Origin of the sequence: Mycobacterium sp., from assembly GCF_035506235.1 — a bacterium.
GTDB lineage: Bacteria > Actinomycetota > Actinomycetes > Mycobacteriales > Mycobacteriaceae > Mycobacterium.
On the sequence record NZ_DATJPU010000026.1, the window covers coordinates 1 to 19,990 of the forward strand.

General features: G+C 67.6%; 15 protein-coding genes and 1 pseudogene. 4 read left to right on the top strand and 12 right to left on the bottom strand.

The window, feature by feature from the left end; translation table 11 throughout:
* On the bottom strand, positions 1 to 2,980 hold a 2,980-nt coding region (locus tag VMD50_RS03185), incomplete at its 3' end, for an ATP-binding protein (protein ID WP_325424776.1).
* A gap of 102 nt (positions 2,981 to 3,082) precedes the next feature.
* A complete protein-coding gene (locus tag VMD50_RS03190; protein WP_325424778.1) occupies positions 3,083 to 4,264 on the bottom strand; it encodes a thiolase family protein in 1,182 nt (393 codons plus the stop codon).
* Between the two features lie 94 nt (positions 4,265 to 4,358).
* Here VMD50_RS03190 and VMD50_RS03195 point away from each other — a divergent pair, with 94 nt between their 5' ends.
* A complete protein-coding gene (locus tag VMD50_RS03195) occupies positions 4,359 to 4,832 on the top strand; it encodes a winged helix-turn-helix transcriptional regulator (RefSeq protein ID WP_325424780.1) in 474 nt (157 codons plus the stop codon).
* A gap of 8 nt (positions 4,833 to 4,840) precedes the next feature.
* On the opposite strand, the pseudogene VMD50_RS29785 reads toward VMD50_RS03195, so the two are convergent.
* From VMD50_RS29785 to aroA, 5 genes and pseudogenes are all read right to left on the bottom strand, one after another.
* Positions 4,841 to 4,942: pseudogene (locus VMD50_RS29785) on the bottom strand (response regulator transcription factor); the annotation flags it as partial.
* A gap of 36 nt (positions 4,943 to 4,978) precedes the next feature.
* Complete coding sequence (locus VMD50_RS03200) at positions 4,979 to 5,374, bottom strand: type II toxin-antitoxin system VapC family toxin (protein WP_325424782.1); 396 nt, start codon at positions 5,372 to 5,374, stop codon at positions 4,979 to 4,981.
* Positions 5,361 to 5,606, bottom strand: coding sequence for a hypothetical protein (locus VMD50_RS03205; protein WP_325424784.1), 246 nt, complete (start codon positions 5,604 to 5,606; stop codon positions 5,361 to 5,363). Before VMD50_RS03205 ends, VMD50_RS03200 begins: the two co-directional genes overlap by 14 nt.
* Positions 5,607 to 5,799: 193 nt before the next feature.
* On the bottom strand, positions 5,800 to 6,792 hold the full coding sequence (gene rsgA, locus VMD50_RS03210; protein WP_325424786.1) for a ribosome small subunit-dependent GTPase A: 993 nt from the start codon (positions 6,790 to 6,792) through the stop codon (positions 5,800 to 5,802).
* Positions 6,789 to 8,099 carry a 3-phosphoshikimate 1-carboxyvinyltransferase gene (gene aroA / locus VMD50_RS03215; RefSeq protein ID WP_325424788.1) on the bottom strand — a complete coding sequence of 437 codons (1,311 nt, stop codon included), beginning with the start codon at positions 8,097 to 8,099 and terminating at the stop codon, positions 6,789 to 6,791. Before aroA ends, rsgA begins: the two co-directional genes overlap by 4 nt.
* A 54-nt stretch (positions 8,100 to 8,153) precedes the next feature.
* Between aroA and VMD50_RS03220 the strand changes: the two genes are divergently transcribed.
* Positions 8,154 to 8,924, top strand: a complete 771-nt coding sequence (locus tag VMD50_RS03220) for an SOS response-associated peptidase (RefSeq protein WP_325424790.1) — start codon at positions 8,154 to 8,156, stop codon at positions 8,922 to 8,924.
* 211 nt (positions 8,925 to 9,135) lie between these two features.
* On the opposite strand, the gene VMD50_RS03225 is transcribed toward VMD50_RS03220, so the two are convergent.
* The gene (locus VMD50_RS03225; protein ID WP_325424792.1) at positions 9,136 to 12,480 is read right to left on the bottom strand and encodes a protein kinase domain-containing protein; all 3,345 of its coding nucleotides are present in this window, start codon (positions 12,478 to 12,480) and stop codon (positions 9,136 to 9,138) included.
* A 155-nt stretch (positions 12,481 to 12,635) separates the two neighbouring features.
* Between VMD50_RS03225 and VMD50_RS03230 the strand changes: the two genes are divergently transcribed.
* A complete protein-coding gene (locus tag VMD50_RS03230; protein ID WP_325424794.1) occupies positions 12,636 to 13,520 on the top strand; it encodes a 3-hydroxyacyl-CoA dehydrogenase family protein in 885 nt (294 codons plus the stop codon).
* A gap of 110 nt (positions 13,521 to 13,630) precedes the next feature.
* Here VMD50_RS03230 and VMD50_RS03235 read toward each other — a convergent pair whose 3' ends face one another.
* From VMD50_RS03235 to VMD50_RS03245, 3 genes are all read right to left on the bottom strand, one after another.
* Positions 13,631 to 14,797, bottom strand: coding sequence for an acyl-CoA dehydrogenase (locus VMD50_RS03235; RefSeq protein ID WP_325424796.1), 1,167 nt, complete (start codon positions 14,795 to 14,797; stop codon positions 13,631 to 13,633).
* Between the two features lie 224 nt (positions 14,798 to 15,021).
* Positions 15,022 to 16,446 carry a phytoene desaturase family protein gene (locus VMD50_RS03240; protein ID WP_325424798.1) on the bottom strand — a complete coding sequence of 475 codons (1,425 nt, stop codon included), beginning with the start codon at positions 16,444 to 16,446 and terminating at the stop codon, positions 15,022 to 15,024.
* Positions 16,443 to 18,239 (bottom strand): DUF3556 domain-containing protein, encoded by a 1,797-nt coding sequence (locus tag VMD50_RS03245; RefSeq protein ID WP_325424800.1) that lies wholly within the window; start codon positions 18,237 to 18,239, stop codon positions 16,443 to 16,445. Before VMD50_RS03245 ends, VMD50_RS03240 begins: the two co-directional genes overlap by 4 nt.
* 140 nt (positions 18,240 to 18,379) lie before the next feature.
* On the opposite strand from VMD50_RS03245, the gene VMD50_RS03250 reads away from it, so the two are divergent.
* Positions 18,380 to 19,687 carry a PucR family transcriptional regulator gene (locus VMD50_RS03250; protein WP_325424802.1) on the top strand — a complete coding sequence of 436 codons (1,308 nt, stop codon included), beginning with the start codon at positions 18,380 to 18,382 and terminating at the stop codon, positions 19,685 to 19,687.
* 12 nt (positions 19,688 to 19,699) lie between these two features.
* Here VMD50_RS03250 and VMD50_RS03255 read toward each other — a convergent pair whose 3' ends face one another.
* Positions 19,700 to 19,903: a hypothetical protein gene (locus VMD50_RS03255; RefSeq protein ID WP_325424804.1), complete on the bottom strand. Its 204-nt coding sequence runs from the start codon at positions 19,901 to 19,903 to the stop codon at positions 19,700 to 19,702.
* Positions 19,904 to 19,990 lie beyond the last annotated feature (87 nt).

Here is a 19,990-nt window from a genome sequence, read left to right on the forward strand (position 1 = left end):
TCGCCGCCTCGGCTTCGGCCAGGTCACCGTCGTCGCCGCGGTCCAGCAGTGTCTCCACGAGAACACCCGTCGCTGGAATGCCCCACTGCAGCATCCGTCCCTCGCGGGCCAGGTCGTCGACGGCGGCGTGCATGACCGGTATGGCGCTATTACGATCTCCATGCCTGGCCCTCTCACGTGCCAAGTACACGTTGACGATGGGTAACTCGGCCAGCAAGTATCCCCGGCGCACGAGGGCGTCGCTCATCTCGGCCAGCAGCTTGTGTCCGCGGTCACGATCCGCAGCCGCTGGGCGGTGCACCAGCGCAACGCCCAGCGCCAACTTGGCGTTGCGCAACGCGGGGTCGTCGCCGGATCGTTCGGCAATCTGGAGGGCGTCCTCGATCTCGCACACCGCGGACTCGTCGGGCCTCAACGCGCCAGAGATTATTCCTGGGAGGTAGACGTAGGTGACGACCGAGATGTAGGACATCGGGTCGGCGCTGCGGGCCATGGCCAGGCCATGCCACAGGTCGTCGCGCCAGCCCGCACGACCCAGCACATAGCGATGGGTCCCACGCGCCGCCAGCGCAATTGCCAATGGAGATCCGATGATGAAGTTGCCCTTGGCCGGGTCGCCGTCGGCCAGGTCGATGACCTTCTGCGTCAAGCGAAGCCCCTCAGACCACTCGGCGCTCTGAGTCTTGGCATAGATCAGGGGGAAGCACAGTCCCACCGTCAAGGTCGGATCGCCGATCGACTCGGCGAGGGTCCATGATTCCGATGCCAGCTGCGACGCCTCGCGCACCCTGCCCTGAAACGCCTGGTAAATTACCAGCCCTGCCATGGCGATGGCCATTGACGGCTTGTCATCGGCGGCGGCGCACAGCTGCTGCAGTTCCTCAAAGCGGTCCCTTGCCGTACGGTCATTGACTCGATAGGCGGTCACGCACAGCATGGTGCGCGGCGCGATGCGCAGGGCCGCTCGACTGGGGTCATCGGCGAATAATGCGTCGGCGATCTCTGACGCTCGCTCCCAACTCAGCCGTGCCGCGCCGAGGTCGCGGGTTCTCGCCCACGCTGCGGCGCGCATGTGCCAGCCGTAGGCGGCGTCCAAGTCAACGGCGGCCTCTAGATGTTCGGCGATCAGTGCGGCGTTCTCCTCGACCGCTGCCGGGTCATGTGACTCGATCGCGGCCGCAACGCGCCGGTGCAGCTCGGTACGATCCGATTTGAGCTGGGATTCGTAGGCCACCGTGAGAATGAGCGGGTGGTGGAACACATACGCGGGATCGTCGGTGAACATGATCGGCTCGACCAACTCACCGCTTACCAGGTCGTCCAAGACGGGATCAATACCCAGCCTTTTCAACAGGTCCCGGCTGAACTTCGAGCCGATGACCGCTGCTGCGCACAAGGTGCGTTTGGCCGCCGGGTCTAGGCGGTCGATGCGGGCGGCGATGGTCGCTTGCACGGTGGCGGGGATGCTGACCTCGGCCAGATCGGCTGTCGGGGAGTATGCGCTGCGGTGCCCGCGCAGTACGCCACGCTCGGCCAGTTCGCGGACTATCTCCTCGGCGAAAAAGGGATTCCCGGCGGCCCGCTCAGCGATGGTCTGACCCAGCGGACCAACCGAGGCGTCGGGGCCGAGCAGTTCGGTGACCAGTGCGGCGGTTTCTGAATCATTTAGCGGCGCAAGGGCGAGGGTTTGAGCACCGTGCACCCGAGCCAACGCACCGTCGTACTCCGGGCGGTAGCTGACCAGCACCAGCGAGGGGGTCTGCGGGATCACCGTGACGAAGTCGGCCAGCATCGACTCGCTGACATCATCGATCCAATGGGCGTCCTCGATGACGTAGACCCTCGGGGTTTCGCGGGCCAAGGAGGCGGCGTTGACCAGTGCGGTCAACCGCCGCCGCCGGGCGTCCGGGTCGACCTTGGGCAACTCTACTTCGGGATCGGCCGCGCCCAAGAGGTCGTCAAAGAGCACCAAGTCCTCTGGTTCTGCGCGAGGAAACTGCGCCCGTATCCGGGCTCGGGCGGCCTGCGGGTCAAGACCCTTGATGCCGGTGATCGCACGCAGCAGCCGCGCCACGGTATGAAAGGGGACCTGGCTGGTGTGCGACTCGCAGAAGGCGCTGAACACCTCGACCCCCTTGGCCGCTGCCATTGCCGCCACCTCGCGCACCAGGCGGCTCTTGCCGATGCCAGGTGAGCCCACCACGCCCACCACCGCACCATGCCCATGGATGGCACGGTCCAACAAGCCCTCAACCGCAGACATTTCCCATTGCCGACCGACCAGAATCGACTCAGCACGCCCGGTAGTGCGACGCTCGTCGTTCATGCCCAACAGCCGCCGGGCGGGCACGGGCGCGGCGGCACCCTTGATCTCAACCAGCTCAGATTCGCCGAGACTTGCCGCGCCCTCAACCAGTCGCGCTGTCGAGGCGCTGAGCATCACCCCACCCGGCGGGGCCACCGATTCCATCCGCTGGGCCATGCCGACTTGCTCGCCCATGGCGGTGTAACCGAATGGCCGCGAACCGATCTCCCCGGCGATCACCTCACCGGAGTTCAGTCCCACCCGCAACTGCAGATCCACACCATCGCGGTCTTTGACCTCACCAGCCAGTCTGACGGTCGCCTCGTGAATGCCCAGCGCCGCACGACAAGCACGGATCGCGTGGTCCTCCAACGCCACCGGCGCGCCGAACACCGCCATGATCCCGTCGCCGGTGAACTGGGCGACCGTGCTGCCATACCGGCGCGCCACCGTCGCACAGCAGTCGGCCAGCTCAATCATGATCTCGCGCAGCCGCTCCGACCCTACGGCAGCCGCGATGTCCATCGAATGCACCACGTCGGCGAACAGGACCGTGACCTGCTTGTATTCCGCGCGGGTGTCGCCGTTGTCGACTGATGCGCCACAGCCATGACAAAACCGGGCGTGTTCCAGGGACGCAGTGCCACACGTGCTGCACTCAGTCGCTGCGGTCACCCGACCTCCGCCCTTGCGGGCCCCCGAGGCCCCAGTTCACCAGCATAGGGCGCTAGACGGCTAAGCGGCGGTTCAATCAAGCCTCGATCAGTGGGAAAGTGCTTAGCTGAGTCGCTCGATGATGGTGGCGTTGGCCATCCCGCCGCCCTCGCATATCGTCTGCAGCCCATAGCGGCCACCCCGCTGCTCCAGTGCATTGACCAGCGTCGTCATGATGCGGGCGCCACTGGCTCCCAACGGATGTCCGATCGCGATGGCGCCGCCGTTGACGTTGGTCTTGGCCAAATCGGCGCCGGTGTCGTGCGCCCAGGCGAGGACGACGGGCGCGAACGCCTCGTTCACCTCGAACAGGTCGATGTCGGCCAGCGTCAGCCCGGCGCGACGCAGCACCTTCTCGGTCGCGGGGATGACCCCGGTCAGCATGTAGAGCGGGTCGGAGCCTACCACCGTCGTCGTGTGAATCCGCGCCAGCGGGCGCAGGCCCAGCCTCTTGGCGGTCTCGCTCGTGGTGATCAGGACCGCGGCGCTGCCATCGGACAGCGGCGAGGAGTTGCCGGCGGTGATCGACCAATTGATCTGCGGGAAGCGCTCTTTGGCCGCCTCGCTGTAAAACGAGGGCTGCAACCCCGCCAGCGTCTCCACCGTCGTGCCCGGTCGGATGATCTCGTCGGCGGCCAGCCCGGCGATCGGGATCAGCTCGTTGTCGAACAGGCCGTCCTTGGTGGCGCGGGCGGCCTTGTCGTGGCTGCCGGCCGAGAACTCGTCGAGCTGGGTGCGCGAAAAGCCCCACCTGGCGGCGATCAGTTCGGCGCTGATGCCCTGCGGCACCAGGCCTTCGGGGTAGCGCCGCGTCATGTCCTCGCCGAACGGGTTGGAGCCCGGCAGCACCGAGGTGCCCATCGGGACCCGGCTCATCGACTCCACGCCACCGGCGATGACCAGGTCGTAGGCGCCGGCGAGGACCCCCTGGGCGGCGAAGCTGATCGCCTGCTGGCTGCTGCCACACTGCCGGTCGACGGTGGTCCCGGGAACGGACTCGGGGAATCCCGCTCCCAACAACGCGTTGCGCGCGATGTTGACGGCTTGGTCGCCGACCTGGGTGACGGCTCCGGCGATGACGTCGTCGATCTGCGCCGGGTCGACGCCGGCCCGGGCCACCAGTTCGCGCAGGCTGTGCGCCAGCAGGTCGGCGGGCAGCACGCCGTGCAGCGCGCCGCTGGCCTTGCCCTTGCCGATCGGGGTGCGGACGGCACCGACGATGACGGCGTCGCGACCTTGAACCATGGCTCCTCCTTGAGTCCAATGCTAGGTATCACTAGCTGTACCCAGGTAAACATCTAGGTACACTAAAATCAACCCAGACCGGGAGGTGATCTGCGTGACATTTCTTCAGGGCGCGCTCGCGGACCGCGAGAAGTGGTCGGCGGTCGGTGAATGCGCGATTGAGAAGACGATGGCGGTGGTCGGCACCAAGTCCGCGATGCTGATCATGCGCGAGGCCTATTACGGCACCACCCGGTTCGATGACTTCGCCCGCCGGGTCGGCATCACCAAGGCGGCCACGTCGGCGCGGTTGGCCGAACTCGTCGACCTCGGCCTGTTGGAGCGGCGGCCCTACCGCGAGCCCGGGCAGCGCGGCCGCGAGGAGTACGTGCTCACCGAGGCCGGTGTCGATTTCATGCCGGTGGTCTGGTCGATGTTCGAGTGGGGCCGGCGCCATTTGCCGGGCCGCAACCGCCTGCGGCTCGCCCACCTGGGCTGCGGCGCCGAGGCGGGCGTCGAAATCCGCTGTGCCGAGGGGCATCTGGTGCCGCCCGGCGAGCTGGGCATGCGCCTGGCCAAGTCTGGCTGAGCACGCGCTCAACCGCGACGACTCGCCTCTTGCGCCAGTTGCACCCGGGGCGTGAGGCCGAGTTTGGTGTCGACGTGCGTGAGATGTGCTTGCACCGTGCGGGGCACTACGCGGATGCGGCGTCGGATGGTCCGAGCGGTGCGGCATCAGCGACCGAGGACCTCTATCCGGCAACTCGGCCCGTGCGCGCGCGCAAGTCGCGCGTCCAGCGTCAGCAGCGTCGCATCGAACGCCTCCGCCAATGCGACGTAAAATGCGTCCCATCCCCGTACTGAGTCGCGCAGTTGCCAGGACCGATCCAGCAACGAGCGGTGCCCAATTCGCTCCCCGGGCCAGTCCCGCAGATCAGCTATCGCCTGCCCGGCGGCCGTGTGGTCCAACCGCCCGCGCAGGTGCTGAGCGCGGATCACGCCCATTACTTCAACGTCGATCACGTGCGGCGCCAACTGGTCGATGTCTGCGGCTAAGCGAGCCGCGACCTCACTCGACCTGGGTGTGTCCGCGACCACTTCGAACAGGCACGATGCATCAACGATCAGCATCTGGCCACTCGCCGCGCCACTCGTCCAACGTCGCCAGCACCTCGGCCGTGGATATCGCCGAGGGCCTGCGGCCGGTGCGGGCCAGCCACTGCGCGACCGACGGCCGCGCCGCCAGCCGAGCAGCCTCGCGGCGCAACAGCTCGGGAACCGTTATCCCTTCTTCCGCTCCACGGCGCACCAGGGCTGCGTACACCTCGTCGTCGATGTCGCGGATCTGGACCGTCTTAGGCATCTCTGCATCCTATCATGCAGATCCGCATGGCAAGGTGTGTAGGTGCACCGCGCTTCGCCGCTTAGCTCTCGCGCAGCAAACGTCAGCAGCCGCATGCCCGCGGCGACGCGGCTCGTCGGGTCGGCGCGAGGGTGCGCAAATGTACGCCCTACCCGGCGTGTCTCGGTGGAGACACGCACGCTCGGCGGACCCGTCACTGCTCGCGCAGCACCGCGAGCAGCCGGCGCGCCGCGGCGACGCGGCGGGCGGCGGGCCCGGACAGCGCGTCCAGCGCGCATTCGGGGTCGGCCGGCGGACCCATGTGCCCGCATCCGCGGGGGCAGTCGCGAATCGCCTCGGCCAGATCCGAGAAGGCCTGCAGCACGTCGTCGGGCTTGATGTGGGCCAGCCCGAAGGAGCGGATTCCCGGGGTGTCGATCACCCAGCCGGATCCTTCCAGGGGGCCCCCTAAAGGAAAAGCCACCGACTGGGTCGAGGTGTGCCGCCCCCTGCCGATCTCCGTCACCTCCCCGACGGCCCGATCCGCCTCCGGCACAAGGCGATTCACCAACGTCGACTTGCCGACCCCGGAATGGCCCAGCAGCACGGTGATCTTGCCGGCGAGCAAGTCGGCCACCGCCAGCAGGGGGTCGTCGACGCCGGCGGCGACCACCGTCAGGTCCAGGTCCACGAACTGCTCGGCGAACGGTTCCTGCGGCGCGAGATCGGTCTTGGTCAGGCACAGGATCGGGGTCAGGCCGCCGGCATAGGCGGCGATCAGCGCCCGGTCGACCAGCCCGGTGCGCGGCGGCGGGTCGGCGAGCGCCACCACGATCAGCAGTTGGTCGGCGTTGGCGACCACCACCCGCTCGGTGGGATCGGTGTCATCGGCGGTGCGCCGCAACACCGTTCGCCGCTCGCCGCGGCGCACGATGCGGGCCAGGGTGTCCGTCCGCCCGGACAGGTCGCCCACCAGGTCGACGTCGTCGCCGACGACGATGGGGGTGCGGCCCAGCTCACGCGCCCGCATGGCGGTCACCCGGCGATCGGGGCGGCCGCCCAGCACGCACCCCCAGCGTCCGCGGTCGACGCTGACCACCATCGCCGCCTCGGCGTCGGCGTGCTCGGGGCGCGTCTTGGTGCGCGGTCGCGAACCCCTGCCCGAACGGACCTTGACGTCGGACTCGTCGTAGTCGCCGGGCCTCACATGCCGGGCTCCAACATGCGCGCCCACAGCCGCGGAAACTCCGGCAGCGTCTTGCTGGTGGCGCCGATGTCGTCCACCTCGACCCCGGCCACTCGCAACCCGACGATCGCGCCGGCCATCGCCATCCGGTGGTCGGCGTACGCGCGCCAAGTGCCCGGTCGCAGCGGCGTGGCGGTGATCACCAGGCCGTCGGGCGTTTCGGTGCAGTCGCCGCCCAGGCGGTTGATCTCGGTGCTCAGCGCGGCGAGCCGATCGGTCTCGTGGCCCCGCAGGTGCGCGATGCCGGAGAGGTGTGACACCGAGCCGGGGGTGGCCAGCGCGGCCAGCGCGGCCACCGACGGTGTCAGCTCGCCGACGGCGCGCAGGTCGACATCAAAGCCCGAGTAGCCGTGGTGGTCGGCCGATCCGCTCACCTCGAGGGACGAATCAGTCTGCCGCACAACGGCATTCATCGCGCCCAGCACGCTCAGGATGTTGTCGGCGGGCTGGACGCTGGTCACCGGCCAGCCGGTGATGCGCACCGTTCCGCCGGTGACCACGGCCGCCGCCAGGAACGGGACGGCGTTGGTCAGGTCCGGTTCGACGTCCCAGTGCCGGGCCGCGACCGCGCCGGCGCGCACCCGCCAGCGATTCGGGACGGAGTCGTCCACGTCGGCGCCGGCCTGCCGCAGCATCACCGTCGTCATCGCGATGTGCGGCGCAGACGGCACCTCCGGCCCGGTGTGTTGGACCGTCAGGCCCTCGGTGAACGATGGCGCGCACAGCAGCAGGCCCGACACGAACTGCGATGACGCCGAGGCGTCGATGGCCACGGCGCCGCCGGCGACCGATCCGCTGCCGTGGACCCGGAACGGGAGACCGGTCCCGTCGATCTTGACGCCCAGGCTGCGCAGCGCATCCAGCAGCGGGGCGATGGGCCGGGCCCGGGCCTGCTCGTCGCCGTCGAACTCCACCACGGAATCGGCCAGGGCCGCCAGCGGTGGAACGAACCGCAGGACCGTGCCGGCCAGGCCGCAATCCACTGTGGCGTCGGGGCCGGGTGAGATCCGCCCGCTGACCGTCAGCTCGGATCCGGCCCCCTCGACGCGCAGGCCCAGGGTGCGCAGGGCCCCGATCATCAGGTCGGTGTCCCGGCTGCGCAGCGCCCCACTAATGGTGGAGGCGCCATGGCCCTGCGCGGCGGCCAGCCCGGCCAGCACCAGTGCGCGGTTGGTCTGCGACTTCGAGCCCGGGACGGTCACGGTCGCGTGCACCGGTGCGGTCGCGTGCGGGGCCGTCCAGGCCTTCGGTGAATCGCTGCTGCTCACGTGCTTCATCCTGCCGTGTCGGCGGGCGTCTTGGGTATTGGGCACCATGGAGGCATGTGCGGACGTTTTGCGGTCACGACGGATCCCGCCAAGCTGGCCGAGAAAATCAAGGCGATCGACGAGGCGACCGGCACCGCGCCCAACGCCGGCGCGCCGAACTTCAACGTGGCGCCGACCGCGACCATCGCGACCGTGGTCACCCGGCATACCGAGCCCGACGACGACCCCACCCGCCGCGTCCGGCTCATGCGCTGGGGCCTGATCCCGCCCTGGGCCAAGGCCGGCGCGGACGGGGCGCCGGAGGGCAAGGGGCCGCTGCTGATCAACGCCCGCGCCGACAAGGTCACCAGCTCGCCCGCCTTCCGCTCGAGCGCCAAGTCCAAGCGTTGCCTGATACCGATGGACGGCTACTACGAATGGCGCGTGAATCCCGACCGCGACGGCAAGAAGTCCCGCAAGACGCCGTTCTTCATGTACCGCGAGGATGGCGAGCCGCTGTTCACGGCGGGGCTCTGGTCGGTGTGGAGAGGCCCCAAAGACCGGAAAGATGCGGCGCCGCTGCTGAGTTGCACGATCATCACCACCGACGCCCCGGGGGAGTTCGCCGAGATCCACGACCGGATGCCGCTAGTGGTGCCGGAACGCGACTGGGACCGCTGGCTGAACCCGGACGCCCCAGTCGACGAGGAGCTGCTGGCCCGGACGCCCGACGTGCACGGCATGCGGATGCGCGAGGTGTCGACCCTGGTCAACAACGTGCGCAACAACGGGCCGGAGCTGATCGAACCGGTCGAACGGGAGCCCGAACAGGCGAAGCTTCTTTAGGCCGCACCGCCGCCAGTCAGCGGTGATGCGTAGCCTCTTGACACCTCGCTGAGCCGGAGGGCACTCCGGCAATGACAGCAATCCACCGTCATCGCCAACGCCGATCAGAGCGGCAGGCTGAAACTCGACGAACTGGCGACGCGGCGCTACCGGCTCAAGGAGATCGACGATGGCGTCGCCGACATGCGGGACGGCCGAAACATCAGCGGCATCATCGAATTCGATTAGCGCCGGGGAGGCCGGCGTCCACGAGCAACCGCGACAGCCCGAGCTTCTCGCAGCGGGCCACCACATCCGGCAGCACGGCGTCCGCGTCAGCTCGTTTGCTCGCGGCCACAAACGTTTCCGCACGCAGCAGTTGTGCGATCAGCGCCGCCAATGGCCTTCGCTCACCGTCGATTCCGGCGACCAGGTCGGCGGCGCGACGGCACGCCTGCTCCCGGTCGGCGGCCGAGTCGCTCACCGCCAACAACCGGATTCCGGAATCCTCGTCCAGTTCGGCTGTGATAGTGGCGATTCCATCGTGGTGAGGAATAGTGCGGGCGGCTCGCAACCGGGCTGCGACCGCCGGCTCTATCTCGATGCCCAGCCGGACCCGCTCATTGTTTATAGCGGCCGCCAGCCGCGGTAGCCGCAGCCACTCCGCCACCGCCGCACCATCGGTGAGGCGCTCGACCGCAGCGTCGCGATCCCCCTGCGCCGCCCTGATTCTGGCACCGCCCACGTACCGCGCCGCCAGGTAGTCTACCCCACCGCCCTCGGAACCGAGTTGAATGCTTTCGTCCAAAAGACGCGTGGCCTCGGCCAAATCTCCTGTCTCGTAGAGCGTTTCGCCGAGCAGCGCACCGGAAAGACGGGCGGCGTGTGAGTGCGGCCCCACCCCTGCGCCCGACGCGTATGCTTCTCTGAATTGCTGCAGAGCGGCTGGGATGTTGAGTTGGTATCGGTAGGCGATGCCGGCGAAGCAGCGCGAATAGACGCCGGCGAACGGGCCAAGCAACTCTTGGTAGGGGGTCGCCGACTCGAGCAGGGCGTGTGCCGCGTGGAAGTCAAAGCGGTAGATCGCCGCGAACGCCGCGACGTTATGGGCCACCCCCGCCACCCGCGGATGGAAAGTGTCCGGCTTGGATAAAGCAACGGCGACCAGGTCATCGACGGCGTCCACGCGGTCGGCGAATATCTCGGCGACTCCACGGACCACGTCGGCCTCCGCGCGCAGATCTGCCCGCATGGCGGCCGAGAGGTCAGCGCGGGCGATCGCCGCCTCGAATCGATTCAGCGCGGCGTACGTCGGCGCCGGGTGCTGCAACAAAATATTCGCCCAGGCCACGGTGAGTTGGAGCCGCGGCCGCGCAACGACCATTTGTGCGGGCAGCTTCTTGACGATTCCTAGCAAGGTCGTCATCTTCGACTGCTCGAGCAGTTTCGTCTCGTCCTGCTCGACGATGTCAACCGCGCGGGCGGCGTCACCCGAAGCCAGCGCATGGTCGACGGCTTCGCTGAGGTAGCCGTGATCAGCGAACCAGATGGACGCGGCGCGGTGCAGTGGTTCGACCCGGTCCGGACGGTCCCGTTCGAGCCGGCGGCGCAAAAACTCCCCGAAGATATGGTGGTAAAGAAACCAGCCGGGGTCGTCGTCGCTGCGTTGCAGGAACAACCCACGCTGCTCGATCTCCTCCAGCATGGCCTGTCCGCGCGGCACTTCGGCCAGCGCGGAGGCCAGCCCGCCGCAGGTCCGTTCCGTGATCGATGTTGCCAGGAGGAACTCGGCCATCTCCGGTTCCAGAGTGTCCAGCACATTTTCGGCGAGGAATTCGCCGATCATTTCGTTGGCGCCGGATAGTCGGCTCGCCAGCCGGGTGGCGTCTGCGCCGCCACGCAGGGAAAGCGCTGCGAGCTGCAGTGCGGCGGCCCAGCCCTCGGTCGACCTGTTCAACGCCTCGATTTCGTCTTCGGATAGCTGCAAACCGCCGACATCGTTCAGCAACGAACGCGCCTCGTCGGCGTCGAAACGTAATGATTCACAGTCTATTTCCACTACTTCGTCACGGATCCGCAACTTACTCAACGGAAGTCCGGCGCGCGACCAACTCGTGACGACGACTTGCAGGTGATGGCATCCGTGCTCGAGCAGAAATCCGAGGGCGGCGGTGGTCTCGGAATCCGACACCCGGTGCCAGTCGTCGATGATCACCGCCATCTTGTGGTCTCTTGCGTGAATCTCGTCGATGAGAGCGGTGAGGACGTAGCGGGCGGCGTCGTCGCCGTGCTCGTCGAGCGCCTGCCCCAGAGACGCCGCGAGCGCGGGCCGTACCCGCCGGATCAACTCGAGGAGATGCGCCAAAAACCACACCACGTTGTTGTCGTCGTCGTCGATGGTGAGCCAGCCAACCGCGACGCCGTCGCGCGAAAGTTCCTGTAGCCACTGGAATGCGAGCGTGCTCTTGCCGAAGCCGGACGGCGCCTGGATGAAGATGAAGCGTCGCCGCCCGCCCGCCCGCAGAATGTCGATCAGCCGGTGGCGGGCGACCAGCGATCGGGTCGGGACCGACGGTCGGTACTTCGTCGCGGGAGTCGGTGGTGTCGGCGTTGCCTGGGTATCTCGCCGAACCCGTGACGCCGGCGCCGGCGACGTCCGGCGCTCCACGCCCAACTCGACGGGACGCGCCATGTCGTCGACGGCCACACCGCGAGCGCGCTGAATCTCGCGCAACTCCTCGCCGAACACCGCTGCGCTCGCCGGACGCGCGGCGGGATCCCGGGACATGGCCCGTTCGATGACTGCCGCCACGTCAGCGGGAAGTCCATGCTCGCGCAGATCCGGTGTCGGTTGCGATGTGATCCGCAGGAACTGAGCGACCACCTTCTCGCCCTTGCGGCGCTCGAATGCGGCATGGCCGGTCAGCGCGCAGAACAGCGTCGCGCCGAGCGAGTAAACGTCCGATGCCGGTGTGGGCGGTTTGCCCTCGAGCACTTCCGGCGCGGTAAACGCCGGCGAACCGGTGATTACTCCGGTCGCCGTCTGAAAGCCCCCGGCGATCCTGGCGATACCGAAGTCGGTGAGCTCCGGTTCGCCGTACTCGTTCAGCAGGATGTTGCCCGGTTTGACGTCGCGATGCAGGACGCCCGCTGCGTGGGCGGCTTCGAGCGCACCCGCGACCTTCACGCCGACGCGCAGCGTCTCGCGCCAATCCAGCGGGCCGTGCCGATGGATCAGCGCCTCTAGTGAGTTCTTCGCGTGGTATGGCATCACGATGAACGGCCGGGCCGTCGCCGTGGTGCCGACCTGCAATATGGTCACGATGTTGGGGTGCCCGGACAGTCGGCCCATCGCATGCTGTTCACGCAAGAAGCGGTCGAGATTTTCCGGATCGAGATGGGCCGTCAACACCTTGACGGCGACCGCGCGGTCGAGCAGCGGCTGCTTACAGCGATACACGACACCGAAGCCGCCCCGCCCGATTTCGGCTGCATCTTCGAAGCCCGCGTCGCGCAGTTCCGCGGGAATGTCAGGGACCCGATCCCGATGCGACGCATGCTGATCGACGTCGGTCATCAAGTTCACTATCTCACCGGGAGACCGTTGACCTCTACTAGCGACCAGAAATGTCGCAGACGAGGGTGCCGTGTTGTCCGCCGCCGACAATTGTCTGGCCAACTTTGTCGGTGAACGACGGACGCGGTCGCGGCGGCTTGACTTAGCATTTCTGTGTGACTGGCACGTACATCTACACGTTCGAGGACATCCAGAACCGCCCGGTCGCGGTGATCGGCGCGGGCACGCTGGGCCGCCGCATAGCGCTGATGTTCGCCAGCCGCGGGGGAACCGTCCGGATCTTCGCGCCCCGCGCCGAACAGCGTGCCTCCGCGGTCGAATACGTGACCGAGACGCTGCCGAAGGTGGTGGCCGAGCGGGGCTTTGGTGACGTGGGTGGCGCGATCGGCGCGGGGTCGCTCGAAGAGGCGTTGGACGACGCCTGGCTCGTCGTTGAATCCGTCCCGGAGAAGCTGGAAATCAAGAGGGCGACGTGGGACCAGATCGACCAAGCGGCGCCGCCCGACACGATCTTCGGCACCAATTCGTCGTCGTACCCGTCGCGCCTGATGGCGGGGAGCGTGCGGGACAAGACGCGCTTCTGCAACACACACTTCTACATGCCGCCGCAGGCCAACGCCGTCGACCTGATGTCCGACGGTCAGACCGACCGCGGGCTGCTCGACACGCTGCTGACGGTGCTGCCCGAATTCGGCGTCTATCCCTTCGAGGCGCGCCAGGAGTGCACCGGCTTCATCTTCAATCGGATCTGGGCGGCCGTCAAGCGCGAGTCGCTGGCCGTGGTCGCCGAGGGCATCGCCCGGCCGGAGGACGTCGACGGGATGTTCAAGGTCAACTGGGGAGTGCCCGCCGGGCCGTTTCAGATGATGGACCTGGTCGGACTCGACGTCGTGCTGGACATCGAAAACCACTACGCCGAAGAGTTCCCCCACCTACCGGTACACGTGCGCGAGTTGCTGCAGAGCTATGTCGATGCGGGCAAGCTCGGGGTCAAGACCGGCGAGGGCTTTTACACCTATCCGCCCGGCACACCGGCGTAACCGCACTGCGAAATCTACGTGCCTATCGAAGGCTCCTGTGGTGCTTCATGTGGCGCACCTGTAGTCATTGACTACAGGTGCGCAAGACCCGGCACAATGTTGGCGAAGCGTCACGCCAGCAGTGCGCGCGCCATCACGACGCGCTGAATCTGGTTGGTGCCCTCGTAGATCTGGGTGATCTTGGCATCGCGCATCATGCGTTCGACCGGGAAGTCGCGGGTGTAGCCGGCGCCGCCGAACAATTGCACGGCGTTGGTGGTGACTTCCATGGCCACGTCAGAGGCGAAGCATTTGGCGGCCGACGAAATGAATCCCAATCCCTTCTCGCCGCGCTCCGCGCGTGCGGCGGCCGTATAGACCATCAGCCGCGCGGCCTCCACCCGCATGGCCATGTCCGCAAGCATGAACCGCACACCTTGGAAGTCGCTGACGGCCCGGCGAAACTGCTTGCGCTCCTTCGTGTATGCGATCGCGACATCCAGGGCGCCTTGGGCGATACCCACGGCCTGCGCGCCGATCGTCGGGCGGGTGTGGTCAAGGCTGGCGAACGCCGTCGTCAAGCCGGTTCCTGGCTCGCCGATGATCCGGTCGCCGGGAATCCGGCAGTCCTCGAAGTAGAGCTCGGTGGTCGGTGAGCCCTTGATGCCCATCTTGCGCTCGGCGGGGCCGACGGTGAAGCCGGGATCGTCCTTGTGCACGATGAAGGCCGAAATTCCGTTCGCACCCTTGTCTGGGTCGGTCACCGCCATGACGGTGTACCAGGTTGACTTGCCGCCGTTGGTGATCCAGCACTTGGCGCCGTTGAGCACCCACTCGTCGCCGTCGGCGCGGGCACGGGTGCGCATCGACGCCGGGTCGCTCCCGGCCTCGCGCTCGGAAAGTGCGTACGACGCCATCGCGTCGCCCGCTGCCAGCGTCGGCAACACCTGCTTCTTCAATTCCTCCGAGCCGTTCAGGATGAGACCGATGGTGCCCAGCTTGTTGACTCCGGGAATGAGCGACGACGACACGCACACGCGTGCAACTTCTTCCATCACAATGCAGGTCGCGACCGAGTCCGCGCCCTGCCCTCCATACGCCTCGGGGACGTGCACCGCCGAAAAGCCGGTGTCGTTCAAGACTTTGAGCGCCTCCTCCGGAAACCGCGCCTGCTCATCGACGTCGGCCGCGTAGGGGGCGATCTCCGTCTCGCAGATGTCCCGCAAGACGGCGCGCAGCTCATCGTGCTCGTCGGGAAGCTTGAACAATTCGAACGCCGGGTTGCCGAGCGCTGCCATGGGAAGGGTCCCTTCGTTGAGAGGAGCGAAATACCTTATAAACATTAATATTTCGTCTCGGCGATTCCATCGTCGCGGGTCGACGAAGAATGCCGCCGCGTTTGTCGCCTGGCGATGAGGGGCCGTTCACGACAGCGAGGCGACGAATCTCCCATCGATCACCAGGTCGGAGCCCGTTCAGAAGCCGGACTGGTCGGAGGCGGCTCCGCTCGACGGAGCGGTAATCAGGCCACAGCGTTGAGGTGGCCGAGGGCCTGCGCGGCGGCGTTGGCGCCGCACATGCCGTGGGCGCCGGGTCCCGGCGGGGTGGCGGCCGAGCAAATGTACATTCCGGGTACGCCAAGGGTATACGGGGACAACGTGATTCGCGGCCCGAACGTCAACTGGCGAATGTCCTTGGCGCCGGTCATGATGTCGCCGCCAACATAGTTGGGGTTGTAGGTCTCCATCTGCGTCGTCGAGCGGACCTCGTAACCGACGATGCGGTCGCGGAAACCCGGGGCGAAGCGCTCGATCTGCGCGATGATCGCCTCGGTCGCGTCGCCGGCATAGCCGTTGGGCACGTGCGCGTAGCTCCACACCGGGTGGATGTTTCCGACCGACCGTTGCGGATCCGCCAGGTACTGCTGTCCGACCAGCACGAACGGCCGCTCCGGCATGCGCCCGGCGTGGATGTCCCGTTCGGTGGCGGCGAGTTCTGAATAGGTTCCGGCCAGGTGCACCGTGCCCGCCCGGTGGGCGTCCGGGTTCGTCCACGGCACACCGCCCTCGACGGCGAAGTCGACCTTGAACGCACCGGGGCCCCGGCGAAAACGGTTGAAGGCGCGGGAGATTCGGCGTGGCAGGCGGTCACCCAGGATCGTGGCGACCGCGCCCGGCGCCAGGTCGAACATCGTGACGCCCGCCGGCGGTAGCTGCGATGCCGCCCTGACCCGGACGCCGGTCTCGACCTTGCCGCCGAGATCGCCCAGCAGTGCCACCATCGCGTTGGTGATCGACTGCGACCCGCCCTCGGCCACTGCCCAGCCGTGCCGGTGGCCGGCCGCGATGATGCCCATCCCGATGGCCGAGGTCATCGGGTAGTGCAGCGGCCGAAATGCATGGGCAGCGACGCCCCCGAACAACGCCCGACCCTGTGCGGTGCGGAAGAGCCGTGCGAACGCGGACGCGGGCAGCACGGTCGGCGCGCCGAACCGGGCCAGCATCAGCGGGTGGTGCGGCGGCCGCAACAACGGCCCCATGATGTCCTCACTCAGGGCGTCGAACCGCGCGGCGGGGTAACCGAAGGCAGCCCGCCACCGCCGTCCGTCGCGACCCAGGCGGGCGGCGGTCGCGTCCACCGAGCGGTACAGCACGCCGGCGCTGCCGTCGTCCAGGGGGTGGACGCAGTCGACCTCCGGCCAGCGCCACGACAGACCGTACCGCTGCAGGTCGAAGCGGCTCAGGAACGGCGACCCGACCGCCATCGGGTGGATGGCCGAGCAGTGGTCGTGCAGAAGGCCCGGCACGATCGCCTCGCCGCTGCGGGCGCCGCCGCCCACCTCGTCGGCGGCCTCGAGCACGGTGACCTGCACGCCTTCCGCGGCCAGGCAGATGGCGGCGGCGAGCCCGTTGGGGCCGCCGCCCACCACCACTGCGGTCGTCGTCATGCCAGTGCCGCCTGACCGCGCGGTTGGTGTGCCGGTGAGGTGTCCCGCAGCGACCAGGTCACCCGGGTGGGGATGGGGCCGTTGGGCAGCCAAGGTTGCTCGGCGACCGCGTCGGCCACATTCCACGTACCGCGCTCGAGCACTCCGAGGGCCGCGTCGATCAGCTTGTAGTGCTGCACGCCGCTGCCGAAAGCCTCCGACTCGACCCAGGCGATGACGCACTCGCCCGGCTCGAACGCTGCTTCGCTCTGCACGGCACGGATCAAGTCTTCATTGTGCAGGTGCCCATCGCCGAAATTGAAGCCGATCAGGGAATTGCACACGAACTCGCCCTCGCGCACGGCGCGGGTGTCGATGTCGGGCAGATGCGTCAGCAGCAGCGAGAACAGGCCACGCCCCTGGCTGTGCATGCTCCGCCACGCGGCCGCCTTCTGCAGGGTGATCTCCGCCCAGGCGGGCTCGTAGCCGGCCGCGATGAACTGGTCGATCTGGTTGGACGCGGTGCGGGTGACCCGGTCCAGCTTCCGCTCGGCACCGGGCGCGAACGTCCACAACGCCGAGGCCCAGTTGCCCGCGTACTGCCGCATCGACGGCAGGAAGGACACCTTGTCGGGCCGCAGGTTGCCCAGCACCGGGTAGAACAGCAGGGCCGCGGCGATGATCAGCGCCAGCCACGGCGGAGTCATGTTCCACGGGGCGTACCCATCCCAGTTCGGGAAGCCGAGGAACAGGAAGACGGCGGCGTAGGCGAACACGACGTTCCATTCCAGCGGCACCGCCAGCGGGAAGGTGGAGATGATGAACAGGTGGAACCCCACCATCAGCAGCGCCGCGGCCAGCGTCAGCCACTTGTTGGTGGAGAACAACAAGACCAGCGGAGCCACGATCTCGACGGTGGTGCCGTTGACGTGGGCCATGAAACCCGCCAGATGTGACGGCCGCATGTCGCGCCCGAAGTCGCGGTAGTGCGCCCGGCGCACCCGGGTGGGCAGGTAAATCGTGTTGCTGACCATCGGCGGGATGACGTTGGAAAAATGCTTGCCGAACTTCGAGAAGCCGGCGCCGATCCACACCACCACGATCATCATCTTCAACGCGATGATCATGTTCACGAACGGCAACACGGCGAAGATGACGAAGACCGGCAGGTACTGCTCCCCGCGGGCGGCCAGGAAAATGGTCTTGTCGCGCAGGCCGATCAGCACCAGCAGCGCGATCGGCGCGACGAGCAGTGCGGGGTTCACGAGCCCGGACGTGTTGTGGGGCAAGGCCTTTGACAGCGAGTCGCTGTGCACACCCGGCGACAGCAGCGCGACGGCCAGGCTGACCAACAGCGCCAGGTACGCCCCGATGTCGAACCAGGTCCGCCGGTCACCTGCCGTGAACGGCACCCACTTCCACGGCCGCAGCCGGATGGTGCCCGGCCGGGCCCAGAACAGGATGCCTCCGGTCATCGGCTTGACCTTGCCGGCCAGCGGACCCCAGGAGCCGGCCACGCCGATGGCCTCCAGCAGCACCGTCCACAGGATTACCTTCTGGTAGACGATCGGTTGGTTCCACCACTCGGTGACGTGCCAGAAGGCCGGTAGCCCCGAGGTCGCCGTAGCGACCGTGATGCCGCCGATCGCGAAGAACACGACCAACTTCAGGATGTAGATGGTGTGCACCATTTTCGGTGAACCGAAGCCCTTTTCGGCCCAATCGAGGGCGAGGATCCGCATCCGCTCCATCAGTGGCTTCTGCAGGAAGCTGTCCGGGTCGACAGCGGCGAGAACCGGTTGTGTGAATCCCATTTCCTTCGCTCCTTTTGGCGTCGGGAGTAAGCGTGGCGACAACGTTAGGCCCGGTGTGCCTCGTGACACAGTCGCGAATCGACAAAGCCGCTCGCCGGAGTTATCGCCAGAAGACAACGTCGGCGTCTAACGTCATTGAGGTGAAGAAATCGCAGCTCGACGCCCCGGACGCCGGAGTCGGGGTGCGGGGATGCGTCGCCGAGGTCGCCGGCCGACTGCACGGCAGGCTGGCCGAAGTGACCTCGGAGATTCATCGCGCGCTCGAGGCCCAGATCCCCGACCTTCCCCACGAGCCGCGGATCATGGAGCTGCTCGGGGCCAGCGTCGAGGGAAACGTGGACACGATGCTGCACGCCTTGCGCTACGACATCGCCGTCGAGCGCGTCGAGGCGCCCACCGCGGCGCTCGAGTACGCCCGCCGGCTGGCGCAGCACGGGGTGCCGGTCAACGCGCTGGTCCGCGCCTACCGACTCGGCCAGCGCCGGATGAACGAGCTGTTCTTCGCCGAGCTGCATGCGGTCGACATCCCCGACTCGGCGCGGGTGGCCGTGATCGAGGCGATGAGCGCCGCAATGTTCGAGTACATCGACTGGATGTCGCAACAGGTCGTCGCGGTCTATGAAGACGAACGCGAACGATGGCTGGAGAACCAGAACAGCCTTCGCGGGATGCGGGTGCGGGAAGTGTTGGCGCCCAACAAGGCCGTCGACGTCGATGCCGCAAGCACCGCGATCCGTTATCCACTGCGGTGGCACCACCTGGGCCTCATCATGTGGTACCCGGAACAGGGCGGCGCGGGCGACGAACTCGCCCGGCTGCAACGGTTCCTGCGCGATCTGGGCGAAGCCGTCGCCGCCGACGCCGGGCCGCTGCTCGTTGCCGCCGACCAAAGCTGCGCCTGGGCGTGGCTGCCCTTTCGTGCCGCGGTTGCCGACACCGCCGACGTCGTCGCGAAGGTCCGCCGCTTCGCCCTGACCCGCCAGGATTCGCCGAACGTGGCGATCGGGACGAGGGGGGCCGGCGTCGAGGGCTTCCGCCGTTCCCACCGGGAGGCGGTCGAGGCCCGCGGCGTCGCGATGGTGGCCCAGCGGCCGGATTCGTCGGCTCCGACGGTGATCGCCGCCGCCGACCCCGGGCTCTCCGTCGTGGCGCGGCTGGGCGGCGACGTGGGTGGGATCCGGGACTGGGTGGCCACCGTGCTCGGCGAACTCGCGAGCGACAACGAGAACGACGGGAGGCTACGGGAGACGTTGCGGGTCTTTTTGGGCTGTGGTTCCAGCTACAAACTGGCCGCCGAGGAACTCAACATGCACTTCAACTCGGTCAAGTACCGGGTGGGCCGTGCCGTCGTCCGGCGTGGCCGGGAAATCGGCGCCGACCGGCTCGAAATAGAGGTGGCGTTGCTGGCCTGTCACTGGTACGGGAGTGCGGTACTGCAGCCGAAATGAGCGGACCGCACGTCACCCGTGCGCCGGAACGGCGACGCGACGGGACACCACGGACCGCGGGAGCCGGACGCGCACGACCGCCCGGAGTCGCAGCGGCCGGTAGCCCTGGCGCAACTCGCGGACGAAGTGGACCGCGTGGACGGTCGCTGGGACCAGCACGGGCGTAAAGATGGCCATGATGTAAATCATGATCACCAGCATCGATTCAAACATCATCGACCTGCGCTTCCCCGCTGAGCGGACTCGAATCGGTTGTGCCGGTTGCGAATTCGATCCCTTAAGGATCGATTCATCGGTTCGTCG